17 protein-coding genes are annotated in these 24,610 nt (G+C 38.4%); 12 read left to right on the top strand and 5 right to left on the bottom strand.

The genetic code is table 11. From position 1 onward, the window contains the following. Positions 1 to 189: 189 nt before the first annotated feature. Together ACKPEB_RS22380 and ACKPEB_RS22375 are read right to left on the bottom strand one after the other, a co-directional pair. Positions 190 to 1,539 (bottom strand): dihydroorotase, encoded by a 1,350-nt coding sequence (locus ACKPEB_RS22380; protein ID WP_408967229.1) that lies wholly within the window; start codon positions 1,537 to 1,539, stop codon positions 190 to 192. Between the two features lie 112 nt (positions 1,540 to 1,651). Further along, entirely contained in the window at positions 1,652 to 3,010 is a 1,359-nt protein-coding gene (locus ACKPEB_RS22375) for a histidine phosphatase family protein (protein ID WP_408967228.1), read from the bottom strand. Positions 3,011 to 3,156: 146 nt separating this feature from the next. Here ACKPEB_RS22375 and ACKPEB_RS22370 point away from each other — a divergent pair, with 146 nt between their 5' ends. From ACKPEB_RS22370 to fbp, 5 genes are all read left to right on the top strand, one after another. Next, positions 3,157 to 4,668 carry a lysostaphin resistance A-like protein gene (locus ACKPEB_RS22370; RefSeq protein WP_408967227.1) on the top strand — a complete coding sequence of 504 codons (1,512 nt, stop codon included), beginning with the start codon at positions 3,157 to 3,159 and terminating at the stop codon, positions 4,666 to 4,668. A 135-nt stretch (positions 4,669 to 4,803) separates the two neighbouring features. Then, on the top strand, positions 4,804 to 6,339 hold the full coding sequence (gene crtD, locus ACKPEB_RS22365) for a C-3',4' desaturase CrtD (RefSeq protein WP_408967226.1): 1,536 nt from the start codon (positions 4,804 to 4,806) through the stop codon (positions 6,337 to 6,339). 69 nt (positions 6,340 to 6,408) lie between these two features. Next, positions 6,409 to 10,695, top strand: a complete 4,287-nt coding sequence (locus tag ACKPEB_RS22360; protein ID WP_408967225.1) for a hypothetical protein — start codon at positions 6,409 to 6,411, stop codon at positions 10,693 to 10,695. A gap of 86 nt (positions 10,696 to 10,781) precedes the next feature. After that, the gene (locus tag ACKPEB_RS22355) at positions 10,782 to 11,144 is read left to right on the top strand and encodes a rhodanese-like domain-containing protein (RefSeq protein ID WP_408967224.1); all 363 of its coding nucleotides are present in this window, start codon (positions 10,782 to 10,784) and stop codon (positions 11,142 to 11,144) included. 84 nt (positions 11,145 to 11,228) lie between these two features. Further along, positions 11,229 to 12,305 carry a class 1 fructose-bisphosphatase gene (fbp, locus tag ACKPEB_RS22350; protein WP_408967223.1) on the top strand — a complete coding sequence of 359 codons (1,077 nt, stop codon included), beginning with the start codon at positions 11,229 to 11,231 and terminating at the stop codon, positions 12,303 to 12,305. Positions 12,306 to 12,394: 89 nt separating this feature from the next. Here fbp and ACKPEB_RS22345 read toward each other — a convergent pair whose 3' ends face one another. From ACKPEB_RS22345 to ACKPEB_RS22335, 3 genes are all read right to left on the bottom strand, one after another. Beyond that, entirely contained in the window at positions 12,395 to 13,585 is a 1,191-nt protein-coding gene (locus tag ACKPEB_RS22345; protein ID WP_408967222.1) for an RNA-guided endonuclease InsQ/TnpB family protein, read from the bottom strand. An 88-nt stretch (positions 13,586 to 13,673) separates the two neighbouring features. Next, complete coding sequence (gene ltrA / locus ACKPEB_RS22340; RefSeq protein ID WP_408967681.1) at positions 13,674 to 15,431, bottom strand: group II intron reverse transcriptase/maturase; 1,758 nt, start codon at positions 15,429 to 15,431, stop codon at positions 13,674 to 13,676. Between the two features lie 724 nt (positions 15,432 to 16,155). Next, on the bottom strand, positions 16,156 to 16,389 hold the full coding sequence (locus ACKPEB_RS22335) for a hypothetical protein (RefSeq protein ID WP_408967220.1): 234 nt from the start codon (positions 16,387 to 16,389) through the stop codon (positions 16,156 to 16,158). Between the two features lie 371 nt (positions 16,390 to 16,760). Between ACKPEB_RS22335 and ACKPEB_RS22330 the strand changes: the two genes are divergently transcribed. From ACKPEB_RS22330 to ACKPEB_RS22300, 7 genes are all read left to right on the top strand, one after another. After that, on the top strand, positions 16,761 to 17,612 hold the full coding sequence (locus ACKPEB_RS22330; protein WP_408967219.1) for a glycine betaine ABC transporter substrate-binding protein: 852 nt from the start codon (positions 16,761 to 16,763) through the stop codon (positions 17,610 to 17,612). 47 nt (positions 17,613 to 17,659) lie between these two features. Next, positions 17,660 to 18,166, top strand: a complete 507-nt coding sequence (gene fraC, locus ACKPEB_RS22325) for a filament integrity protein FraC (protein WP_408967218.1) — start codon at positions 17,660 to 17,662, stop codon at positions 18,164 to 18,166. A 92-nt stretch (positions 18,167 to 18,258) separates the two neighbouring features. After that, the gene (locus tag ACKPEB_RS22320; RefSeq protein ID WP_408967217.1) at positions 18,259 to 18,852 is read left to right on the top strand and encodes a DUF5357 family protein; all 594 of its coding nucleotides are present in this window, start codon (positions 18,259 to 18,261) and stop codon (positions 18,850 to 18,852) included. A 73-nt stretch (positions 18,853 to 18,925) separates the two neighbouring features. Beyond that, positions 18,926 to 19,699 carry an ABC transporter permease gene (locus ACKPEB_RS22315; protein ID WP_408967216.1) on the top strand — a complete coding sequence of 258 codons (774 nt, stop codon included), beginning with the start codon at positions 18,926 to 18,928 and terminating at the stop codon, positions 19,697 to 19,699. Between the two features lie 30 nt (positions 19,700 to 19,729). Then, on the top strand, positions 19,730 to 20,557 hold the full coding sequence (larE, locus tag ACKPEB_RS22310) for an ATP-dependent sacrificial sulfur transferase LarE (protein ID WP_408967215.1): 828 nt from the start codon (positions 19,730 to 19,732) through the stop codon (positions 20,555 to 20,557). Positions 20,558 to 21,026: 469 nt separating this feature from the next. Further along, positions 21,027 to 22,478: a methyl-accepting chemotaxis protein gene (locus tag ACKPEB_RS22305; RefSeq protein ID WP_408967214.1), complete on the top strand. Its 1,452-nt coding sequence runs from the start codon at positions 21,027 to 21,029 to the stop codon at positions 22,476 to 22,478. 229 nt (positions 22,479 to 22,707) lie between these two features. Further along, positions 22,708 to 24,339, top strand: coding sequence for a CocE/NonD family hydrolase (locus tag ACKPEB_RS22300; protein WP_408967213.1), 1,632 nt, complete (start codon positions 22,708 to 22,710; stop codon positions 24,337 to 24,339). Positions 24,340 to 24,610: the final 271 nt, after the last annotated feature.

Raw genomic sequence — 24,610 nt, 5'->3', positions numbered from 1 at the left:
AAAAACACAAATATTTCTAGGCTAAATGATGAATATGAGTATTAATTTCAGCCGATAATGTCTGTTTTTATTCTAAGTTTAGATCTTCCTAAAATTCTTTAAAAATCAGAATTAGGGAGATCTAAACAATTTAAAATTCAGGAATTTATAAGATTAAAATAGATGATGAAGTTGCCTTGATTTTATGGTTCAGGGCGACCAACTTTGTACAACTCGACCTGTGATTTTTTGTCCCGACCAAGGTGTATTAATAGAGCGAGATTTTAGAGTATTTGCATTGACTATCCAGGGTTGTTGAGGGTCAAATAATATCATTTCTGCGGGTTGATTCGGTTGAATAGAATGGGGTGTTTGTTGTAAACAAAGGGCAGGTTGACAGCTTAAGACTCGCCATAAATCTAAGGCTGACCAGCGCCCGGATTCTACAAAGGTTTTCCATAATAAGGGTAACGCTAATTCTAAGCCAATAGATCCGGGGGGAGCGTCGGAAAAGGCTACAGTTTTTTCTTCATAGGAATAAGGTGTGTGATCAATGGCGATCGCATCAATAACTCCCGTTTCTATTCCTTGAATTAAAGCTTGATGATCCGAGGGATTTCCTAATGGCGGATCTAATCTTAAATTAGGGTCATAGGGGAGAGGAATGGAATTCATTAAAGTTCGATTTTCTAAGGGTTCTATATCTTCTAACGGTTGATTCCAAACTCGATTAATGGCTGTTGTATTTAATAATAAGTGCATCCAGGTGGTACTGGCTGTAATCGGTAAATTCCGGGCTTTAGCTTGAGCAATTAATTCTACACTTCGCGCTGTAGAAACCCGCATAATATGAACAGGGGTTCTTGTGACTTCAACTAATTCTAATAGAGTGGCTAAGGCTGCGGTTTCAGCATAGTCAGGAATTCCGGGTAAACCGGATAAAATAGAATCATGACCTTCTCGCATGACTCCATTAACCACTAAGGTGCGATCGCAAGGATATAAAGCTAAGGGTTTATTTAAGGGTTTTAAATATTCTAATATTCTTCGTAATAATGCTAAATTTTGCAACGGTTGACCATCAGCAAAACCCACAACCCCTGCATTAGATAATTCGCTTAATTCCGTCATTTGTTGACTCGCAACTTCTTGGGTTAATGCGCCCCAAAAATATAAATTTGGAACCGAAAATCCAGAATTTATGCAGACGTTCCGAGAGCGTTCTTTTAATAAGGTTACTGTGGCTGGATGATCAATAGCAGGAATAGTATTCGGTAAAATTGCTAACCGAGTAAATCCTCCGGCTGCGGCGGCATTTAATAAGGAATTTAAACTTTCCCGTTCCTCAAATCCTGGTTCTCCACTATGACTATATAAATCAACTAATCCTGGCCCTAAAATTAACCCTTCACTATTAATAATTTGGGTATTTTCTGGGTAATCATTAATATAAGATTCAATGGTCTTAATATAACCATCTATCACTAAAACATCAGCGATTTGATCTCGTTTAGAAACCGGATCAATCACACGAACTTGCTTTAACAGTTGACCAACCATATTAATAATAAAACAGGCTGAAATAAGTATAAAGTGCGGGGTGTACGGAGAATAGCCAACAGTCAGTTGTAATCGCAAAGTGTGGGCGGGAGAACCCCGCCCCTACGGGTTACTATAACGCTCCAGCCGCCGTTTTATCGAGAATGCTACCCGATAAATGACTGGTAATATTAGACGCTTGTAACACAGGTAAACCCTCAATTCCATGAGGATAATCAATCACGGTGACAGCACCATTTCCTTGTTTAAAGTTCCAGAAATGATCCGGGGGTAAATTAAATAACTGACACAAAAGGGCTTTATTAATTGCATCATGGGCAACCACTAAAATTGTCACCGACTGATGATTATAGGTTGCAACAATTTGCTTCCAAGCCATTAAAGACCGTTGCCAAACTTGTTGTAAATTTTCCCCTTCAGGCATTTGAACCGTTTGCGGTGCAGTTTTCCATTCCTGTAATAATCCGGGGTACAGTTGTTCGATTTCCGTCTCAAATTTGCCTTCCCATAAACCGTGACTAATTTCGCAAAATTCCGGTTCAAATTGTAATTCTATCCCTGGATGTTCTTGCAAAATAATCTCGGCGGTTTCCTTCGGACGTGCCATCGGACTTGTTACGGCAACATCAATTTTAATGTCTTTTAAAAATTCTGTAGCTTTGCGGGCTTGTTCTCGACCATTATCATTTAACGGCACATCAATTTGCCCTTGAAATTGCCCCATGCGGTTCCATTCCGTTTCCCCATGACGCACTAATAATAATCGTGGCCCTTGATGTCCGGGGCGCAGCGAAGGCAATTTATGACCGACATGAGTCGTCAGGTTCATCGACTCTAATTGTACATCCGCAGGTTTCGGTAATTCTCCTGGGATAATATTAGTAAAATTCAAAATACTAATGCCACAATTAGACTGTTGTAACGCTTGATAAAATTGAGGTTCAATTCCCAAAGCCGTCGCAACTAAACAGCGATTAATTCCATTATGAGCGACAACTAAAACCGTTTGGTTTTGATGACAACTTAAAATTTCTCGCCAAAATTGTTTAGCTTGTTCAAATAATGCTAAGACCGGAAAATGTTGTTTTTCTCCTTCCGGTGTCGGAACCCGCATCATAAACTCATGGGGACGCTCTTGCCAAGCTTGATACTCATCAGAGAACTGTTCCACAACCGCTTGACGTTCCATCCCCGCCCACAACGGTAAATCAATTTCCATCAACAAATCATGGGGTTGAAGTTGAGGTGGGTTAGACAAGCGCGTTACGATGATCTCAGCCGTTTGTTTTGCCCGTTGTAAGGGACTACAATACAGCGCATCAAACTTTAAACCAGTCAAGGCATCACCCACTTGTTGCGCCGCCACGGAACCTTTTTCTGTTAAAACCGAGTCGTCCAAGCGACCTTGAATTCGACGTTGGGCGTTATAGGTACTTTGACCATGGCGGACAAGAATTACACGGGTCGTCATTTTTAAAATTGAGGAGTTGGAATTTTAGACTCTTACTTGGGCCAAATTTAAGCCAGAAGTATTCTACCTTGTTTCGGACAGTATCGGTTAAAATGTTGGGTTTCTAGCTCAAACTTGGTAATGTTTTACGCTCACGCTTTCAACTCATGACACTGAAACGCTGGATTTTAGCAATCTTAACATTAATGGCGGTTAGCTTTTTGGGTTTATCGTTACTCAGTAGTTGGACTCAACCGCAAATTCAAAGCCGTTTGGAATTATACCAAACCAATTTACTGCTTCATGCGTCCCAATGGCAAGGCCAGGAAGAACAACAAGAAAGTTTAATCACATTCAAAGATAATTTAATCGGTCAAACTCCGGTTAAGGAAGCTTATAAACAATATCAAGAGGTGCAAGAATCCGTTGAAAAAACATTAGTTAAAGTTGAAGATCGTTCCACTGTCATTGCACCGGATTCTTTAAACGAGCTACAACAACTAAATCAAGATTTAAAACTGCAAATTGGAATTTTACAAACTCAGTTAGGTCAACCCGATAAAGCGTTAAAAACCTGGCAAAGTTTGATTGAACCTCAATCCGTTGCATATGCCGTTTCTTCTTCTCAACAAATAACGGCAAAAGTGTTAACAGGTTTATGGCAAAAACCCGCGCGATTATTACCAGATGCTGAACCTATTTTACAACAAAAATTAGACGGTTGGTTTCGTTATCAAGCCTTAGTTAAACTTTATACATTACAACAACGTCCAGAGGCTTTATTGGATTTAGAAACCAAAGAACAAAAGCAAGCTGAAACAGCTATTTTTAAGTTAATCATTGTTAGTGCTATTCCCGGTTTAGGCTTGGTAAGCGGACTGATATTAGCTATCATTTTAGGAATTCAAGCCTTGCTGAAAGGCAAGAATTCTATCTTGGCAACTAATCTGGATGTTCATTGGTTAATTCCTTGGAGTTGGGAAATTATATTACAAGTATTTGTGGTGGGTTTTTCGTTATTAGGTCAACTCGTCATTCCCCTAACTTTAAAAGAGGTTTTTCAAGGATTAAATCTTCAGCCCAATACCTTTGATGTTAGGGAACAAGCGTTTTATATTCTCATTACATATCTATTATTAATGGTAGGAGGTTTTTCAATTCTGTATTTTTCGATTAAACCTTATTTCCCTTTGCCGGAAGGATGGTTTACCGTTAAACTCAAAGACAATTGGTTTTTTTGGGGTTTGGGAGGGTATTTAGTCGCCTTACCGTTAGTGATTTTAGTGTCTTTAATTAATCAAAAGCTTTGGGATGGTCAAGGAGGTAGTAATCCTTTATTACCGATTGCATTAGAAAGTCAGGATAGTGTCGCGTTAGCCATCTTTTTTACCACAGCATCAATCGCAGCACCAATTTTTGAAGAAATTATGTTTCGAGGGTTTTTATTACCCTCCTTAACTCGTTATTTACCTTTAGGAAGTTCCATTATTTTAAGTGGTTTTTTATTTGCAGCAGCCCACTTAAATATTTCGGAAGTTTTACCATTAATGACGTTGGGAATTGTTCTGGGGTTTGTGTATACGCGATCGCGTAATTTATTAGCTTCCATGTTTATGCACGGTTTATGGAATAGTGGCACTTTGTTGAGTTTGTATATTCTCGGAAGTGGCGGAAGTTAACCTTCAGAAACCGGGTTTTTGAGTTCAGTTAATATTAAGCATCAAAATCTGGATAAAAACCCGGTTTCTCGACTCCGCAATTCCCTGTTTCCTACTCTATATTAAGAAATGTTAAGCAATTGAGGATCAATACGAGTGAACGCAGGACAACGGGTGATTGTGATTGGGGCGGGAATTGGGGGATTAACGGCCGGAGCATTATTAGCTTATCGGGGATATTCCGTTTTAATCTTAGACCAAGCCATTGTACCGGGTGGGTGTGCTTCCACCTTTGAACGTCGGGGGTTTACCTTTGACGTCGGGGCGACTCAGGTAGCAGGTCTCGAACCCGGCGGCATTCATCACCGGATTTTCACGGAGTTAGGAATAGAATTGCCCGTCGCAACCCCCTGTGATCCCGCTTGTGCGGTGTTTTTACCCGGAGAAACCGAACCCATCCAGGTCTGGAGAGATCCGCAAAAATGGCAACAAGAACGACAACGACAATTTCCGGGGAGTGAACCGTTGTGGCAGTTAATGGCGACGTTATTTCAAGCCAGTTGGCGGTTTCAAGCGCGAGATCCCGTGCTTCCGCCTCGGAATTTATGGGATTTGTGGCAATTAATTCAAGCAGTGCGCCCCGATACCTTAATTACCTTACCGTTTGCCTTAATGACCGTAGCTGATGCCCTACGGTTGTACAATTTACAGGACAATCTACGCCTCAAAACCTTTTTAGATTTACAACTGAAATTATATTCTCAAGTCGATACGGAAGAAACGGCTTTATTGTATGCAGCAACGGCGTTAGGCGTGTCTCAGGAACCTCAAGGATTATCCCATCTGCAAGGCAGTATGCAGGTGTTAAGCGATCGCTTAGTTCAAGCCTTAGAACGGGATGGAGGTAAACTATTAATGCGGCATACCGTTGAAGGAATTGAAACAGAAAACGGTCAAGCCGTAGCCGTTAGAATTAGAAATCAAAAAACCGGAGAAATTTGGCGAGAAAGGGCAGATCAAATTGTTGCCAATGTCACGGTACAAAATTTAATTCAATTGTTAGATGAAAAGCCCAAAAATCCACGCCAAACTTTATCAATTTCATTTCCTTTATATCAACGAAGAATTGAAAAATTACCTCCGGCATCTGGCGCATTTGTAATTTATTTAGGCGTGCAACAACAAGCCATTCCCACCAATTGTCCACCCCATTTACAATTCCTCTATGATTATCAAGGAGTGATTGGCGAAAATAATTCTTTATTTGTATCTGTTAGTCACCCCGGAGACGGACGAGCACCGGAAGGACAAGCCACAATTATTGCTTCTAGTTTTACCGATACTCAACAATGGTGGCAGTGTTCAGATTATCAACAATTAAAACAACATTACACAGACACCGCCATTAACCGTTTAAAGTCTTATTTTGACTTAACCCCAGAAACAATTATTTATCAAGAAGCCGCCACCCCTCGCACTTTTGAACGTTATACGGCTCGTGCTCAAGGAGTTGTTGGGGGAGTGGGTCAACGGATTTCCACCTTTGGGCCGTTTGGATTGGCAAATCGTACCCCAATTCAACATTTGTGGTTAGTGGGAGATTCTACCCATCCGGGTGAGGGAACCGCAGGGGTATCTTATTCAGCGTTAACCGTTGTTCGACAAATTCAGGCTTTGAAAACTAGAATTTGATATTTCTGCCTTGAATAACGCACAATGACTTTAAGGTGACACTGATCAGATTGTGTCAAAATCGAAGTCATGCTAATCTACACAACCCAGACCTTCGACGCACAAGCAAAACAGCAAGGTATCCAGAGTCAAGTGGCAGAATTACTGGTCACCCTCAAGACTCAAGGAACAGTGGCGGTACAGGCGCTATTTGAGTGGAATTATCCCTACTTAAAGCGACCTGTCCGAAATTTGCGGTTGCTGGGCAAAATTCTCTGGATTAAAAATGACCCCGTTTTATGTTTATTGGTCGTTTTTCCCAGAGGTGGGAAAGAATATGAGGCATTTTTAAGAAATCCCGATGAGTATGGTAGGGATTATCTTGACACTTTAGTTGATCCTCAAGAATTAGAAAATACAATTAATGCTCAACGGGAAGAACAAAAATCCTTTCCCCGGCGCCCTAGTTTACCGGAAGATTTACGGCAAATTTGGTTAAAAGGGCCAGATTGGATTAAAAATACAACCGATGCGGTGATTTGTGAAAGTGAAATTTGGCTGACACAGTTTAAACAGCAAAATATTCAACTACAATGGCGAACTTATTATGATATTGTAGATAGTTTAGTGGAAGGAAAAGAAGGAATTACAATTAGAAAAACAGAATTTGATAATATTGAAATAGCGGGAAAACTCGATCAAAATCGTTATATTCTTTATAGTTGGATTCTAACTTCAGATATTCCGAACCGCAGCGTGTTATTCCTACTCTCTATCTTTGAACATGATCCGAGTTTTAATGACATTCTTGAAGTCGGTCAAATGACTCGTTTATTTTATTTAGCTGACATCAATAATCTTAATCCTAGTAATATTTTAGCCCAGGAATTAACCTTAGAAGATTTAGCCAGATATACCCGACGCTCTTATCCTGATTATTTATTAGGAGATCCCGAAATTTGGTTAGAAATTGAACAGGAATTCGGAATTAATTGGGCGTTATCAATGGAAGAAGAAAAAATTCTTCATGAATTATCAACTCCCGAATTAGGCAGTGGTTCTCTTCCTGTGTTTATTAATGGACGGGCGGGAAGCGGCAAATCAACGATGTTATTTTATTTATTTGCCGATTATTGTTATCGATATCAAAAATATTATTTACAACATCGTCAACGATTAACCCAGGTTCCCCATCCTTTATTTTTAACTTATAATGAGCAGTTATTGCGAAAAGCGAAAGAAGGGGTAGCCAAACTTCTAAAAAGTCACCATAAATTTTTATTAGAAACCAATGGAAAAGGCAATAAACCCTCTATTGAGATTTGTTTTAAATCCTTTCAGCAATTTTTGTTGAGTTTATTACCTCCTGAAGAAAGTGATAAATTTGACCCGGATAAATATATTTGTTTTCATGAATTTAGACAACGTTGTGGTCGCCGTTATAGTCGTTATTCTCCTGAACTTTGTTGGCATATTATTAGAACCTTTATTAAAGGCTATACCCTAACGGGACAACATGACGGATATATGACCCCCGATGATTATCAAGAAGTTCCTCGACGAGAACGTAGTTTATCCGTTGAAATTTTCCAAACAATTTATAAACAAGTTTGGCCTTGGTATCATCAATTAACCACGAGAGAAGGATATTGGGATGATCAAGATTTAATTCGCAAAGTTTTAGAAGTTCGGCGGGATGAGTTACCCGTTTATACAGCTATTTTTTGTGATGAAGCGCAGGATTTTACCAGTTTAGAACTGCGATTAATTATGCAGTTATCTATCTTTTCCCATTGTGATTTATATCCCCCAGTTTGGTGTTTACCCTTTGCTTTTGCGGGTGATCCGTTCCAAACCTTAAACCCCACAGGATTTCGCTGGGAAAGTGTGAAAGCGACGTTTTTTGATCAAGTCATTGCCGCCCTTGACCCGACGCGACAACTGAATTTAACCATGACTTTTTATGAACTTGAATCTAATTATAGATCGAGTTCATCGATTGTTCAAGTGACTAATTTAATTCATTTATGGCGACATATTTTATTTAAAATTCAAGAGTTAAAACCCCAAGAATCTTGGCAATCTTATCTGGATTCTCCCATTCCTCAAAAGTTTATTTTTGGACAAAATAACTTTTCGGCTGAAGCGTTACAACAACATATCGAAAAGTCTCCGATTTTTATTGTACCCTGTGAAGCCGGAGGAGAATTAGATTATATTCGACGCGATGAATTTTTATCGCCTTTATTTCCCGATGCGACGGAAGAAAATCCGCCTAAAAATATTTTAAGTGCCATTCAAGCGAAAGGGTTAGAATTTCCCTTAGTCATTTTATATAAATTTGGGGATCAATTTGCTCATGAGTTTAATCAACGTTTGTTAATTGATTATGTTCAAAAAACAGAAAATCATCCCTTAGAATTAGAATACTTTTTTAATAAATTATATGTAGCCGCTAGTCGAGGAATGTCCGATTTAGTGGTAATTGATACGGAAATTGGCGATCGCTGTTTATGGCAATATGCAACCGTTGAAATCATCGAGGAAAAATCCCGACTTTATCAAGATGAATATTGGTTAAATCAAGTCAATCATCGCGAGAATTGGGAAAGTTATATTGGAGGGGTGCGTTGGGGAGATAATTTAGGAGGATTACAACGGGATAATCGAGCTTCCCAAGCGCAAGAATTTGAAGATAATGGTCGCAATCAAAAAGATGCTACCTCCATGCGTCGGGCGAAACAATTTTATCGAGAATTAGGCTATTTAGAAAAAGCCGATCTTTGTGAAGCTTTTGCCTTAAAATTTGATAAACGGTTTCGAGAAGCCGGGCGTTTATTCCTCAAAAGAAGTCAAGAATTGGAAGCTTGGGATTGTTTTTGGGATGGAATGTGTTGGCAAGCTTTAGCAGAATGGTATCGCCAATTTCCTCAGAAAAAACCCGTAGAACAACCCCTGGTCGAATTTATGGCACAGACTTCAAAAAGTCTACCAGATATTCGACAGTTTACCCAATTTTTAGAAGAAGCTTTAAGCAGCCAAATTGTTCATGCAAACCGTTTAGTTAAAGCGTGGAAAACTGCGGTTCAAGATTATACCCGTCAAATTCGGATCTTAATGCGGGAAAAAATCCTAGACCCAGAAGAATGGCAACGATTTGGAGAAGTTTTAGAAGGATTAGATGAAGCTAAATATAATAGCAGTTTAGAACTCGCAGGAGATTGTTATTATCGAGCTAAAAATTTACGTCGGGCGGTGCGGTGTTGGCAAGAAAGTGGCACCACTCAAAAACGAGAATATAATCTTGCCCAAGCTGAATTATTAGGCTTTCCTGAAGGATTGTCTTATTTAGAAAAAGCTGGAGATTTTGAACGAATTATTGTAGAATGGGAAAAGTCAGGCAAGTCGGGTAGTCAACAATGGATTAAACATTTAGATTGTCTAGGACGAGCTTTAGAACGACAAAATCGTCTGCGAGATTGGATTCATTATTTAATTAAAATTAAACGGTGGGTTGATGCGATCGCAGCGATTGAGAAATTAAGTAAACTAGAAGCTATTTTATTTAGATTTGAACTCATTCGTCAAATTGCTCGTTCTAGTTTAACGCCAGAACAAGCCCGTGAATTTCGCAGTCGCTATTTAACCTTAATTGAAAAAGCATTATCAACCGAAAATTGGCAACAAAAATTAACCGTTGTTGAAGTGGGGATCACCTTAGAAAAAATCGGGGAATTAGTTCCTACCCTGAAATTTTATGAACGATTTATTAATAGTAATGAAACGATTTTACAACAGTTTTCCCAAGAACGATGGTTAGCTACAAAACTTAAACAAAAAGATTATGCTTCTGTGGCTGAACCCATCCGGGCTCAAGAAATTCATCAAGATATTATTCGTAAAGCTAAGGATTGGAAAATTAACCTAGAAACCCTTAATTCTGACATTCCGCGCTTAGATTTATTTGATCGTCCTGAATTGCTACAAGTGATTCCTTCTAACTCCTCTAACCCTTCTGAAAGTGTATTAGATAACGAAATTCAAGGTTTACCTCCGGGTACTAAAATTCGCCTTTTAGGGCCAGAAGCTGATGGATTTAGTTTCCAAATTGGTCATATTCAAGTGAAACGAGCGAAACGCAATAATAGTTTATGGGTACTATTGACGGATGTTTATAGTTCCAAAGCGTTACAAATTGATGTCGATGGGAAACAAGGGAAAGTTAGAATTGGAGAGTTAATGTTAGAAGTCGCCGATGGTCATCAATTATCTTTTAATAGTACCACGGGGGACTATCGAGGCGTTGTTTTCTATCGAGATGAAAAACCCAGGGTTGAGTTGCATATTCGCGGAATTTCTAGTATTATTTCTTTGTAGGCAATAAATAATACTAGAAATTTTCTGTAGCAATCAACAATTTTTGATGTCCAACTAACAAAAGCAACTCAAAGAGCAATCACCCTATGTCAACCAACTTTTTTGTTCAACCGATTCCTGAAATCAACGTTCAAGAATTAGAAGAATTGCTGCAAACTGTTCCTGAAACTCAACTTCAGTTAATTGATGTTCGTGAACCCGACGAAGTGATTATGGCCAAAATAGAAAGGTTTATGAACTATCCTTTGAGTGAATATAGTCAATGGTCTGAGAAAATTTTAGTTGAGCTTGATCCAACACAACCAACCCTGGTTCTGTGTCATCATGGCGTGAGATCGGCTCAAATGTGTCAATGGCTAATTCGGCATGGTTTCACCGATGTTAAAAATATTAATGGGGGTATTGATGCTTACTCGATATACGTTAACCCTAAAGTTCCGCGATATTAAGATCAAAAATAGGGGATAAAAGTCTTCTAGTATGAAATGGCTTCGTTAAGATAGGAATTACCGGAAAATAGGAGCCGATCAATTATGGTAATAACATCCGTTGGGTCTAATTTTTCAGATGCGATTGATCAAGGATATTATTTAGATCGGGACTGCACTACCCTATCTCGTCATGTTCTTCAACAATTGCATAGTTTTTCCCCCGATGCTCAAGATATTAGCGCCTTGATGAATCGGATTGGATTAGCAGGAAAATTGATTTCCCGTCGCTTATCCCAGGCGGGTTTAGTGGATGATGCGTTAGGATTTACAGGGGTCGTAAACGTTCAAGGAGAGTCCGTTCAAAAGATGGATGTTTATGCGAACTCCGTCTTTATTTCGGTGTTCAAACAAAGCGGTTTAGTCTGTCGTTTGGCATCAGAAGAGATGGAAAACCCCTTTTATATTCCCGAAAATTGTCCCATCGGGCGCTATACCTTGCTTTATGATCCTTTAGATGGTTCATCAAATTTAGATACGAACTTAAATGTCGGGTCAATTTTTGCCATTCGTCAACAAGAAGGCAATGATGAAGATGGATCAGCAATGGATTTGTTACAAAGTGGACGCAAACAAATTGCCGCTGGATATATTCTTTATGGCCCTAGTACGATGTTAGTTTATTCACTGGGTACGGGGGTTCATGCGTTCATTCTTGATCCGAGTTTAGGAGAATTTATTCTCGCAAAAGAAAACATTTCAATTCCCCAGCACGGGCCGATTTATAGTGTCAATGAAGGGAATTTTTGGCAGTGGGATGAATCCATTCGGGATTATATTCGTTATGTGCATCGTCATGAAGGATATACAGCCCGTTATAGTGGGGCTTTAGTGGGAGATGTTCACCGAATTTTATATCAAGGCGGTGTGTTTTTATATCCAGGAACAGTTAAAAAACCAGAGGGAAAATTACGGTTATTATATGAATCTGCACCGATGGCATTTTTAATCGAACAAGCCGGAGGACGAGCTTCAACAGGAACGCAAGAAATTTTAGATGTTGTTCCTGAAAAAATACATCAACGCACTCCGTTAATTATCGGAAGTCAAGAGAATGTGACATTAGTCGAATCTTTCATTCAAGATCGCAAACGTAGGGAACAAGAAGGCGGTCTGGATTGACATCCTCCCTGGCGTGAACGCACGGGGATTCCATCTATTTCAACAGATCAAATATTGACAATTGTTGAAATGCTGGATGGGTTGACGCTTCAGTGAGACGATGCTCTCTTTGCAGAAAGTCTGACCTTCTCTCCACGTCCGTTTAAAGTCTCCGAATGCCCTCCGGCGACACTTCGACACTTCGACCCTTCGACAAGCTCAGGGCATCGCAAGCTCAGGGCATCGCCAAGCTCGGAGCTTGCTAAAATATTTACTGCGGCGTTAATATCTCTGTCGTGAGATTCACCGCAATTCAAACAAATCCACTCTCTAACATTTAATTCTTTTTTGCCACCGTGAAAACCGCAGCAAGAACAAATTTGAGAGGTTGGAATCCATCTATTGATGACTCGAAAATCTCGCCCGTACATAACGGATTTAGCTTCTAGCATCGTTCTAAAATACTGCCAACCTAAATCTGAAATAGCACGGGCTAATTTTCGGTTTTTAATCATCCCTGAAACATTTAAGTCTTCCAAGACTATTGTTTGGTTTTCACGAATAATCTTAGTTGACAATTTATGAAGAAAATCGTTTCTGGTATCAGAAATTTTAGCGTGAAGTTTGGCTAGTTTCTTTCTAGCAGATTCCCTTCTCTTGCTACCTTTCTGTTTTCTTGACAAATTCCGTTGTAATCTCCTTAAACGCTTTAATTGTTTGTTTAAAGGTTTAGGAGATTTAATTTTTTCACTGTTGCTGAATGTAGCAAAATCGGTGATTCCTAAATCAATTCCTACGGAATTTGGGTTTTCAGGTAAGGGTTGAGGATTAAACTCAACGACGAAGCTGACAAAATACCGATCAGCACTGTCTTTGATTAAGGTAACTGAAGAAGGTGTTGCGGGTAATTCTCTACTCCAGACTGCTTTAATATTACCAATTTTTGCGATGTAAATGTAATCTGAATTGGGATAGAGTTTAAAACCGTTATCCATAAATCTAGCTGATTGCTTGGATTTACGTTTCTTGAATTTAGGCGGTTTAACTTTCTTACCTTTTCTTTGTCCTTTGCAGGATTTGAAAAAGTTAGAGTAAGCTTGCTCTAAATCTCTTAAAGACTGTTGCAAGGGAATAGAAGAAACTTCTGTTAACCATTGCTTTTCAGTTGTCTTTTTGAGGTCTGTTAGCCTTTTAGAAAGTTCCTTGCTGTTAGGTTTTTTGTTACCCGCACGGTATTGTTCTTGGCAGTAGGCTAAGGCATCGTTAAAAACTACACGACAACAACCAAACAATTGAGACATTAGCCTCTTTTGTTGGCTTGTTGGTTGCCCTAAACCAGATATGTCACCATTCTGGCTCGGCTTCAAAACGGTGCGTGAGATTTTCACCTCACACCGCTTCTCTCTCCAATGGCTCTTTGTCATAAGTACCAGTCTTATCTATTGCAGTTTTTGTATCGTGGCAATGTCGATGGAGTAACTGCTTGTTTTCTCTGTTGTTTTTACCCCCTTTATATTTAGGGATGATGTGGTCGGTTTCGATTAATTCTCCATCTTGGAATGTTAGTCCACAGTATGCACAGCGTCCTTTTTGTTTCTTTAGTAGATACGCTTTTTCGGCTGGCATTTCGGGGTGTTTACCCATTCGACTACTCCAGTATGTTAAATCCCCGTCATAAGGGCTTTTATTACCCTTTACCTTGACAAATCTAATGATTTTTGTGTCTCGGTGTTTTGCCAATTTAAAAGGGTTTTCCCTTTCTCTTGTGCTGAATATCCAATTATCATCCCCCTTGGTATGCCAATATTTGTTTATTATCCAAGTTCCGTTTTTCATTGGATGTCGTCTGTATGCCCATCTTTTGAGTTTTTCAAAGAAGTATTTGTCACAATTGGCGAATGTTTCTGAGCTTACTACTGATGAGTAGTAATTACTCCATCCTCTTATGATTGGATTTAGTCTTTTGATTAAGACAGACTGTGGGGCTGTCTTATGACTATCTACTACTTCTCCTAGTTTTCTTAGATGCGCTTTGACTTGATCGGCACTTGGCTTGATTAGGGTTTTAATACCTAATCTTGTCCCTTGTATACTTTTAGCCCCTTGATGTTTTCCGACTTTATATTGTCTTATGTTGAATCCTAAGAAATCGAATCCTACATTTCCATCATGGGTGTTTAATGTATGGGATATTTTTGTTTTACAGGGTTTTAGTTCTAATCCCATTTCCCCTAACCATTTTTCAATTATTCTTTGGCAATCCTGAACTATTTCTAGGTTTTCATGGATGAGGACGAAATCATCTGCATATCTGATTAGTGAGATACTTTGTTTTTTATCTCGTTTACTCATGGATACGCCGTTGGGGTATCTCCATTTCTGTTCAGATGCGTAATGCAGAATGTGTTCTTCCATACCGTGTAGGGCTATGTTTGCTAATAATGGGGAGATTACGCCTCCCTGTGGCGTTCCTTCATCAGTAGGGAATAGGTCTTTTCCATCCATAACTCCGCACTTTAGCCATGCTTTGATTTGTCGTCTTAGCATTGGGTATGTTTGAAGTTTTGCCAGTAATTTTTGGTGGTTTATTTTGTCGAAGCATTTACTTATGTCAGCATCTAGTACATATTTAGGCTTTTTATTGATGCTTGAGTATATTGCTTCAATTGCGTCATGGGCTGAACGTGCTGGTCTGAATCCGTAACTGTTAGGTTCAAAGATAGCTTCCCATTCGGGTTCTAAGGCTAGTTTTACTAGGGCTTGTAATGCTCGTTCATACATATTAGGTATCCCTAATGGTCGCTTCTCTTCGGTGTTAGGTTTTGGAATCCATACTCTACGAGTTGGTTGGGATTTATTGCCAAGTTTTAACTTGTTTACAAGGGCCATTCTTTGTTTTGGTGTTAAATTTTTAACACCATCTATCCCTGCGGTTTTCTTGCCTAAATTATCTTGACTTACCCTTCTGATTGCTAACAGTTTGGCGTTCCAACTTTTTAGGAGTAGCCTTTGTAATTTGTGGACTAATTTAACATTACCCTGTTGACTGGCTTTGAATATTCTTTTTTGCAACTTAAAGATACATCTTTCGACTTTTCGCCAATTGATGCTCTTCCATTCATACATCGATTTCTCAATCGTGTTCATAACTTGTTCATTGCTACTAAAAACTATTCATTCCATTGGACAGTGTGTACGTCAGCATATCCTTATTTATTACAAATAGGCTTTGGCTTCTTACACAATCCTTCCCTCTATGAATCTTGCGCTGGTTGCTGCTTAGGTTACGACCTTACTCTAAGAGATTCATAGGGGTTACTTCGTTCCCAATAACCGTATTCCTGACTTTAGTGTCTTCCTCTGTACCGAAGCTATGTAAATGGTTCTGGTTAAACTCTACCTTTTTCCAGTACGTTAGCTTGTTAACATTTTGTTGACAGCCAATAATCTGTGTAGGCTGTGTTACCGTTACGATACTTCAATCGGAAGTTCTTATTCATACACATAATCAGATGCTAGACAGGATTTGATGTCAGATTCATCATTACTGCCGTTTAACCCCGCTTTTCCCATTTTGATGACCATTCTCCATAGGAAGGGGTTATGCTGTCACTCCACCATCAAGAGGGATGGTTTTTCACCATCACGGTTATTGAGTTGTCAAGGTTCACAACCTTGCCCTACCCACATCTATTTGACTTTTGGTAGGAACGAGTCGCACGGTAGATTCTGTAACGATACCTTAATTTCATTATCTGCGCTTAAAATCTTCTTCTTTAGTATATACTACAATTGAATAAAAAGCCTTAGTGGAACTTAGGGGTTTTAAACCCAAAATTGTCGATAAACAATGTTGTTTTAAGATTCTGAACTAAGGTAAACATTGCCAAGCTTGAGTGACAACTTCACTTAACCAGAGGCGCTGTTCCCAGTTCAACAAACTATCATCAGCTAGAACTTCGGCTTTGAGTTCCTCTAAGGACTGTTGACGGGAACGAGCAATTTTAATCACACCTGCGATGGCGGTTGCGACTAACTCATCACTAACAGGCTGTTGTCGCAGGGCTATCATTTCTTGAGGGTTGGTCGGAATTGGATAGTTCATGATTGTGAGGGGAAGTGTTCAACAAAGGATACAGAGCAAAGTTGAGGTCAGAAATCAGAAATCGGATCTACAGATTTGGCAGTGATCATTAAAATTAAAAATAACAAATTTCTGGAAATTATAAACTTTACGACAGAATTCTTAGCATTAATCTCCGATTCTGGGTTTGTTGAACCGAAAAGGGATCAGGGACGTTAAACTGATTCATGATTGAATTTAATCTAAAATGTATGCAATCTCCTACCCATTCTGGTTTTGATCAGCAAGATTCTCTCATCCAGGAACTGTATTCTCCTTCACAGACTCTATCTTTTTCTTCCCCTCACGATTGTTTGAGCAGGAGCAGAAAAAAATTGATCGTCTTGGGGGGAGTGTTGTTGAGCATTATAACGAGTTTAACCGGATGTGTGTCTTCTTCTCCTCGAATTGTCTTATGTTCTAAAAATTTTACTGAACAATTAATTTTAGGGGAACTTTTAGCCCAAACCATTGAAGCTCAAACAGATTTACAGGTAGAACGACGCTTTAATTTAGCAGGAGAATTATGTCACCAAGCTTTAGTTGCAGGTCAAGTGGATTTATATGTTGAGTATACGGGAACCGCATTTACCAATATCTTGAAACAAAAACCCATCAGCGATGCCAAAGCAGTTTTTAATCAAGTTAAATCCAGCTATGCTCAAACCTATCAAGTTGTTTGGATGCCTCCCTTGGGATTTAATAATAGTTTTGCTATAGTTGTTCGTGGGGATGATGCCAAACAATTTAACTGGAAAACCATTTCAGATTTAGAACCTAAAAGTCCTCAAATTCGCTTCGGTTGTGGATATGAATTTGTAGAACGAGAAGATGGATTACCGGGGTTAACAAAAACCTATCATCTGAAATTTTCCGAACCTGCAAAAACAATGGATTTGAGTTTAATCTATCAAGCTCTCGCAGAAAAACAAGTGGATTTAGTTGCGGGAGGAACAACGGATGCGTTAATTGATGTGTTAGGATTAGTGGTATTAGAGGATGATAAAAACTATTTTCCTCCCTATGAAGCAGCCCCTATCGTTCGTCAGGAAACCTTAGATCGATATCCTCAATTAAATTCTGTCCTGCAACAGTTAGGCGGGACAATTTCAGCCTCAGAAATGCGACAATTAAATTATGAAGTCGATGGAAAACAACGATCCTATGAAGAGGTCGTTCAAGAGTTCTTAAAAGCGAATCCTTGATTGTTCTCCATACCTATTGCCTAGTTTATTGATTTTGGCTTCAAAATATGCCAATCGTCATTGCTCTAAGAGTTATTTTATTAAGAGTTGTTCGCCTTTTAGTTTCTATTACCATTGAAGCTTGGATTTTTAAGAAAAGCTTTAATCTTTCTCCTAAACTCAGTGTACAATATGCTCTGGCTTTAAACTTATTAGCGAATGCTTGTGAATGGGTTTTGTTTTTAAATGCAGAACCCTTTTTTCCAGCAGAAGCTCGAAAAGAATTAATTGATTATTTATTAATTGAAAAAATTCAAGAAACGTCCCCTTCAATTTTCTTTTTAACGCTATTTAATTTCACTTTGTCACTGTTGATTAAATGGATCGGTTTTGAGGGTTTAAAAGTATTATTAAGCGGAGATCTATCTCACGTCAATAAAGTATTTAAAAGAAATTCCGAAGGTAATCTTAAAATCAGTGAAGAATATCGAGATTTTAGAATTATCTTAATCGCTCACACCTTAAGTTATTCTTTATTTTTAGCATTAGCATTTACGTTGTTAATTGTAGAATAATAAGTCGTTGTGCAAAATAAATTACCAAGTTGAGAAAGGGGACAGGGAACAGGGAATCACCAAATGTGTCAATCATTATTTTGGGGTACTTAATGAATAAACTAATTCAAGCTTTCAATGTTCTTAAACCTGCTAAACCCTTAGATTGGAGAACTTTTATCCTGATTAGTATTATCATTTTTTTAGCTTCAATTTTGGGAACAACTGATCAAGAGATCAGAAATGAATTAGCTCTTTTGAGTTGGTTATCTCTGACGGTTGCGATTGGTTTTCGCACCAGTCAACCGCCTTTCATAGTTGGAGGAATTCCGTTAAGTCCTTGGACGACTTCCCTATTCCTGTGCTTTATAATTTATCAAAAAACAGCAGCTACTCGACCTTATTTTGCTTTAAAAGCATGGCCGTTAATTGCAGCTTGTTTCCTGTTTATTTTAGAATTGATTCGAGATCAATTTAAAATTCAATCTCCTCCACCTTTAGTCCGCTTTCGATTTATTATTGTTTGGCTGATTCATATTAATATTTACTGCTGGATCGAATTTTCTTTAAAAGTGGATAATTGGTTAAACAATATTCCAGAAAAGATTCCTAAACAGGAGATTTTTCAACCAGATTCTGCTAAAATTAATCAGGAGTTTCAATCCCCAGCCTTAAGGAAGAGTAGCAACCATGCTTCACTGCACTAAGGCACATTGAGAATGACACCTTTTACGGGTCATTCTAATTACTGACACTGATATTTGCTGACTGATTACTGAAATGAATTTCCAACGTATTGCTACCATCGCCAGTAACGTTTTTTTAGAAGTTGTTCGCGATCGCATTCTTTATATTATAGGCGTTTTTGCGTTACTGGTCATGGCTTCCGTCCGTTTACTGCCTGAAGTATCCGCCGGGTTAGAACATAAAATTGTGCTGGATTTTGGCATGGCTTTGATCGATTTTCTGAGCTTGCTAATTACGGTTTTTGTAAGTGCCAACCTGGTGAATAAAGAAATCGAAAAACGAACCGTTTATCTATTAGTTTCTAAACCCGTTAGTCGGACAGAATTGATTATTGGAAAACATTTTGGGATTTCAGCATTTATTGCCGTTTTAGTCTTAGCAATGGCACTACTGTATTTCGGAATTCTCAGTTTTAATCAAATTGTTTATCCCTTCAATAGTTTGCTGATTACGATTTTATTTCTGTGGTTACAATTATCTTTAATTGCAGCCGTCGGGATTTTATTAGGGGTCTTTACCAGTTCCCTCCTTGCCAGTTTATTAACCTTTGGGGTTTATATTATGGGAAGTTTAAGCCGCGATTTACTAGCATTAGGCAAATTAAGCGAAAATCCGGCTTTAGAACAAATCATGAGATCAATTTACATCATTTTACCCGATTTAGCTCGACTCAATTTAAAGAATGAAGCAGTTTATGGTTACTTACCTGACCCTTCCTTATTAATCACCAATGCCATTTATGCTATTCTTTATATAACCCTTTTGTTATCTCTCTCCATTGTTATTTTTTGGAAAAGAGAATTTTAGTTTTGTTAACAAATTAGTGAAAGGTCAACCATGACAGGAACAGAAAAATTAAACCAAATTCAAGCCATCTTTCAAGAAATGGAACGGGCATTAATTGCCTATTCAGGAGGCGTCGATAGTACCTTAGTGGCTAAAATTGCTTATGATGTATTAGGTGATCAAGCCATCGCTGTCACCGCCGTTTCTCCCTCCTTATTACCCGAAGATTTGGAAGAAGCTCGCATTCAAGCCGCAGCAATTGGGATTCAACACCAAGAAATTGAAACCCAAGAAATGGAGAATCCTAACTACACTTCAAACCCCGTTAATCGGTGTTATTTTTGCAAAAGTGAACTGCATGATACCTTAAAACCCTTAGCTCAACAATGGGGATATTCCTATATTGTTGATGGGGTCAATGCCGATGATTTAAAAGATTATCGCCCCGGAATTCAAGCCGCTAAAGAACGGGGAGTTAGATCCCCCTTAGCAGAAGTCGGCTTAACGAAACTGGAAGTTCGAGAACTGTCAAAATCTTTAGGTTTAATCACCTGGGATAAACCCGCCCAACCCTGCTTAAGTTCCCGCTTTCCCTATACAGAAGAAATTACGATTGCTAAATTACAACGGGTCGGAAAAGCCGAAATTTATTTAAGAAAATTAGGCTGGAGTCATCTCCGAGTTCGTTCGGAAGCAGATACTGCCCGCATCGAATTACCCCCGGAACAAATTCAAGAATTTGTGTTAAAAACAAACCTCCCTCAATTAGTTCAAGCTTTTCAAGAGTTTGGGTTTATTTATGTAACTTTAGATTTAGAAGGGTATCGAAGCGGAAAACTCAATCAAGTTCTGTCTCCCGAATTATTAATAATGTCTTAAACCTAAAACCCTTTCTATTTTGATATCCTCAAAAAATATCCCCACCATTTAGAATGGCAGGGGTGAGGACAGTTAGACGCTATTAGTATTTAATTTTGTCAGAAAATTACCAAACTCAGGTTGAGGGTTGTGACGATTTTCGGAGTGTCCATCCTAATCTTAAGGGTAAAACCAGGAGCGATTACTTAAAATCCGGTTAAAAATACAGGTTCAAACAGGTTCAACCTGTTTATATGCACTCTGTAAGTCCCCAAACATAATGATTTGCACATTTTGTGGTTACCAAATCGCAGTTCCTGTTCCCAGTTAAGTTGTTCCTTGTTAAATTTTTATTCCTGTTCATAACAGTTTAAAATTAATAAAGAGACAGTTACTAGATAATTGGGAACTTGAAAAGATGAGCGATTATTTTCAGACTACCTTGACTGAGAAAAAAAATTTATTCAATCAATTTAAGCTGAGAACCCAGATGCTTTTGGGTTACGCCATCCCCGTTGTTGTTTTTGCTGGTTCTACCTCTATTGTTTATACCAATGCCAATCAGGTATTTGAGGCATTTGATCAGGTAGAGGCTGTGCAAAGAACAATTATTGAAGTTGATCGGATGGTATTAGCTGGAACGAGTATGGTTGCTAACAATCGGGCTTACCTTTTACTGAGAAATGAAGACTTTTTAAAGCTGTATCAAGATAATTGGGAGGCTTTTAAAGAAGCCGTTGATCACTTAAAAGATGTCATTACCATTCCTGAACAGCGACAAAAATTTGAACAAATGCAAGCGATAGGAGAACAGTTTAATGACTATCAAAGTCGCATGAGTAATTTGTTAATTCAGGGAAAAACAAAAGAAGCTTTTGATCTTTTTAATACAGGAATAGGTCAAAAATTGATCACAGATTTCTTGAAACTGAATTATGAGTTTAGTAATACAGAAACAGCCCGACTCGCCCAAGAAAATAATCAAGCTCGAAATACATTACAAAATGCTATTAATTTATTAGTTTTGGGTGCAATTATTTCTGCAATTACAGCGATTGTAATTGCTTGGTTAATTTCTTCTTTAGTCAGCCGAAAAATTGGTCAAGCTATTAATACCATTGATCAGTTATCTTTAGAAATTAATAACGCTGTAGAAGAACAAGAAAAATTTACCAGTAGTCAAGCTATTTCTGTTAATGAAACAACTCGAACGATGGATGAATTAGGCTCTTCTGCTCAACAAGCCAGTGAACAAGCTGAAACTTCTACCCTGGGAGCAAAACAAGTTTTAAATTTAGCCGAAAATGGGAATCAATTAGTTGAACAAACTTTAGCAGAAATGGGGCAAATGAGAGATAAAGTTCAAGCAATCTCTCAACAAATTACCCGTCTGACGGAACAAAGCAATCAAATTGGTAATATCTCTCAACTGGTCGGTGATTTAGCTAATCAAACCAATATGTTAGCCTTAAATGCGGCAGTGGAAGCAGTCAGAGCCGGAGAATATGGGAAAGGGTTTTCTGTTGTAGCTTCTGAAATTCGCAAATTAGCCGATGAAAGCCAAAAATCAGCTAATCAAATTAATGCTTTAGTCGCTGAAATTAAACAATCTAATACGGTCACCAATGTTGTCACTGATGCTGGAATTAAAAGTGTAGAAAACACTGTTAATTTAGCTCAAGAAACAGCTAACTCATTTAGTAAAATGTCGGGAGAAATTGATAATATTTTCAGAAGTTCTCAACAAATTTCTTTAAATGCAAAACAACAAGCTCTCGCGATTCAACAGGTGGTAGAAACCATGAATAGTCTCAACCAAAATGCTCAAAATAGCAGGAGAGGCATGGCTCAAATTAAAGTTGGAATCAACAAATTAAATAAAGCTTCTTTAAAGTTAAAAGATATTGTACAAGAAACATCAATTCATGATATCAATCAATAATATAGCAAATCTCAATGAATTGTATAAAATAGTCAGCTTTATTATTCATCCCCAAAAATACAATGATTTCCAGGTCGGGGCGAGATAACCCCACCCTGACGATCAATGGAGAATCAAAACAGTTGTACAATTGATTTAGACTGACTATCTAACTTTAAAAAATCAATTAACTCAATCTCATCATTGACTATCCCCTATTTTTAACTTCTCCTTTCCCCTTGCTTATTCTATGAAGATTATTAAAGAAACAGCCTCTGTGATCAACCGTGATGGAATTCGACTCGATGCGGATATTTATCGACCCCAAACCGAAGAAAAATTACCCGTTTTATTAATGCGACAACCCTACGGTAGAGCGATCGCTTCAACGGTTGTTTATGCCCATCCAAAATGGTATGCTCAACAAGGGTATATTGTTGTCATTCAAGACGTTAGAGGACGGGGAACCTCAGACGGAGAATTCAAGCTTTTTAGTTATGAAATACAAGATGGATTTGATACCATTAATTGGGTTGCTAATCTTCCCTATAGTAACGCCCAGGTGGGAATGTATGGCTTTTCCTATCAAGGAATGACTCAAATTTACGCCGCCTCTCAACGTCCCCAAGCGTTAAAAACCGTCTGTCCCGCCATGATGAGTCATGATTTATATGCAGATTGGGCCTATGAAGGTGGAGCATTTTGTTTATATGCTAATTTAGGATGGGCGATTCAAATTGCAGCAGAAACCGCCCGATTAAAAGGAGATGAAATTGCTTTTAATCGCCTCTATCAAGCCTCTCGAAATTTACCATTATTTGATGGAATTTCTGCTAGTCCAGAAGTGTTAAAACTTTATGATCCAGATTCATTTTATCATGACTGGTTAACCCATGATCAACCCGATGAATATTGGCAAAATCTCTCTCCTCAATTAGATCATTTAGATTTACCCATGCTCCATATTGGCGGCTGGTTTGATACCTTTTTAAGAGGAACAATTCATTTTTATCAAGAAATGGTGAACCGCAGTCAACACCCCCAACATTTAATCATTGGCCCTTGGGCTCATCTTCCTTGGGGGCGAAAAGTCGGTTCAGTCAATTATGGGTTAACCGCATCAACCTTAATTGATACCCTACAAATTCAATGGTTTGATACCTTTTTAAAAGGTAAAGATCATCCAATTTTTAATCAAAATCGAGTGTGTTTATTTGAAATGGGAAGCCAAACTTGGCGAGAATTTAAACAATGGCCGTCATCCTCTTCCCAGGTTTATTATTTATCAACAAATAAACTAGCCAGCTTACGAGAAGATGCCGGAATATTAACTCCTCATTGTCCTAATCTTTCTCAAGAAGATGTCTTTGTTCATGACCCCTGGCGCCCCGTACCCGCACTAGGAGGTCATGCAATGTCCCCACCAGGTTCTTTTGAGCGTTCAGCATTAGATTCTCGCAGTGATATTGTTACTTATACCTCTGAACCTTTAACTCAAGATTTACATTTAGCTGGCGATATAACTGTCAATATTTATTGTACAGCAGATCAACCTACCTTTGATTTATGTGCGATTTTATCAGAAGTTAAACCGGATGGCAGTGTTTATAATTTTAGTCAAGGTTATCAACGAATTTCGGCAATAACACCGAATGAAACCCCTAGTTTATATCAAATTAAATTGCAACCGACTTGTATTAAAATTCCTCAATGGCATTGTTTACGCTTAAGTATTAGTGGTGCTTGTTTCCCCGCCTATCCAGTCAACCCCGGTATCGAAAAACCTCTTGCTCAAACTCGTTTAATCGATTGTCAAATTATTACCTTAACAATTTATTCGGGCAGCGATTTTCCCTCAATGATTACATTACCTATTCATTAATACCCCCTCTTTTTAGCTTTAAATATCTGATCAGAATTAATAGTTATTATAACTTATTATTTCGGGTTTTTGGTAGCATTTAATAAGCCGTTTCAATCCCTATCAGGGATTAATAGTTATTATAACCTTATCAGCGACCAACGCTGATTCCGACGTCTTGAGTTTCAATCCCTGATAGGGATTAATAGTTATTATAACTCCTTAGACCCCTATAGTTGCGAGTTTGCCAACCGGTTTCAATCCCTGATAGGGATTAATAGTTATTATAACC

This window comes from Planktothrix sp. (assembly GCF_046067725.1).
Lineage (GTDB): Bacteria > Cyanobacteriota > Cyanobacteriia > Cyanobacteriales > Microcoleaceae > Planktothrix.
Note: the sequence above shows the minus strand (reverse complement) of the source record. Positions and strands in the feature narration are given on the sequence as shown.

What these genes read in the sequence shown, in the direction of transcription:
- ACKPEB_RS22380 (WP_408967229.1), bottom strand. Translation starts at nt 1,539, where the DNA reads ATGGTTGGTCAACTGTTAAAGCAAGTTCGTGTGATTGATCCGGTTTCT.
- ACKPEB_RS22375 (WP_408967228.1), bottom strand. Translation starts at nt 3,010, where the DNA reads ATGACGACCCGTGTAATTCTTGTCCGCCATGGTCAAAGTACCTATAAC.
- ACKPEB_RS22370 (WP_408967227.1), top strand. Translation starts at nt 3,157, where the DNA reads ATGACACTGAAACGCTGGATTTTAGCAATCTTAACATTAATGGCGGTT.
- ACKPEB_RS22360 (WP_408967225.1), top strand. Translation starts at nt 6,409, where the DNA reads ATGCTAATCTACACAACCCAGACCTTCGACGCACAAGCAAAACAGCAA.
- ACKPEB_RS22355 (WP_408967224.1), top strand. Translation starts at nt 10,782, where the DNA reads ATGTCAACCAACTTTTTTGTTCAACCGATTCCTGAAATCAACGTTCAA.
- fbp (WP_408967223.1), top strand. Translation starts at nt 11,229, where the DNA reads ATGGTAATAACATCCGTTGGGTCTAATTTTTCAGATGCGATTGATCAA.
- ACKPEB_RS22345 (WP_408967222.1), bottom strand. Translation starts at nt 13,585, where the DNA reads ATGTCTCAATTGTTTGGTTGTTGTCGTGTAGTTTTTAACGATGCCTTA.
- ltrA (WP_408967681.1), bottom strand. Translation starts at nt 15,431, where the DNA reads ATGAACACGATTGAGAAATCGATGTATGAATGGAAGAGCATCAATTGG.
- ACKPEB_RS22335 (WP_408967220.1), bottom strand. Translation starts at nt 16,389, where the DNA reads ATGAACTATCCAATTCCGACCAACCCTCAAGAAATGATAGCCCTGCGA.
- fraC (WP_408967218.1), top strand. Translation starts at nt 17,660, where the DNA reads ATGCCAATCGTCATTGCTCTAAGAGTTATTTTATTAAGAGTTGTTCGC.
- ACKPEB_RS22320 (WP_408967217.1), top strand. Translation starts at nt 18,259, where the DNA reads ATGAATAAACTAATTCAAGCTTTCAATGTTCTTAAACCTGCTAAACCC.
- ACKPEB_RS22315 (WP_408967216.1), top strand. Translation starts at nt 18,926, where the DNA reads ATGAATTTCCAACGTATTGCTACCATCGCCAGTAACGTTTTTTTAGAA.
- larE (WP_408967215.1), top strand. Translation starts at nt 19,730, where the DNA reads ATGACAGGAACAGAAAAATTAAACCAAATTCAAGCCATCTTTCAAGAA.
- ACKPEB_RS22305 (WP_408967214.1), top strand. Translation starts at nt 21,027, where the DNA reads ATGCTTTTGGGTTACGCCATCCCCGTTGTTGTTTTTGCTGGTTCTACC.
- ACKPEB_RS22300 (WP_408967213.1), top strand. Translation starts at nt 22,708, where the DNA reads ATGAAGATTATTAAAGAAACAGCCTCTGTGATCAACCGTGATGGAATT.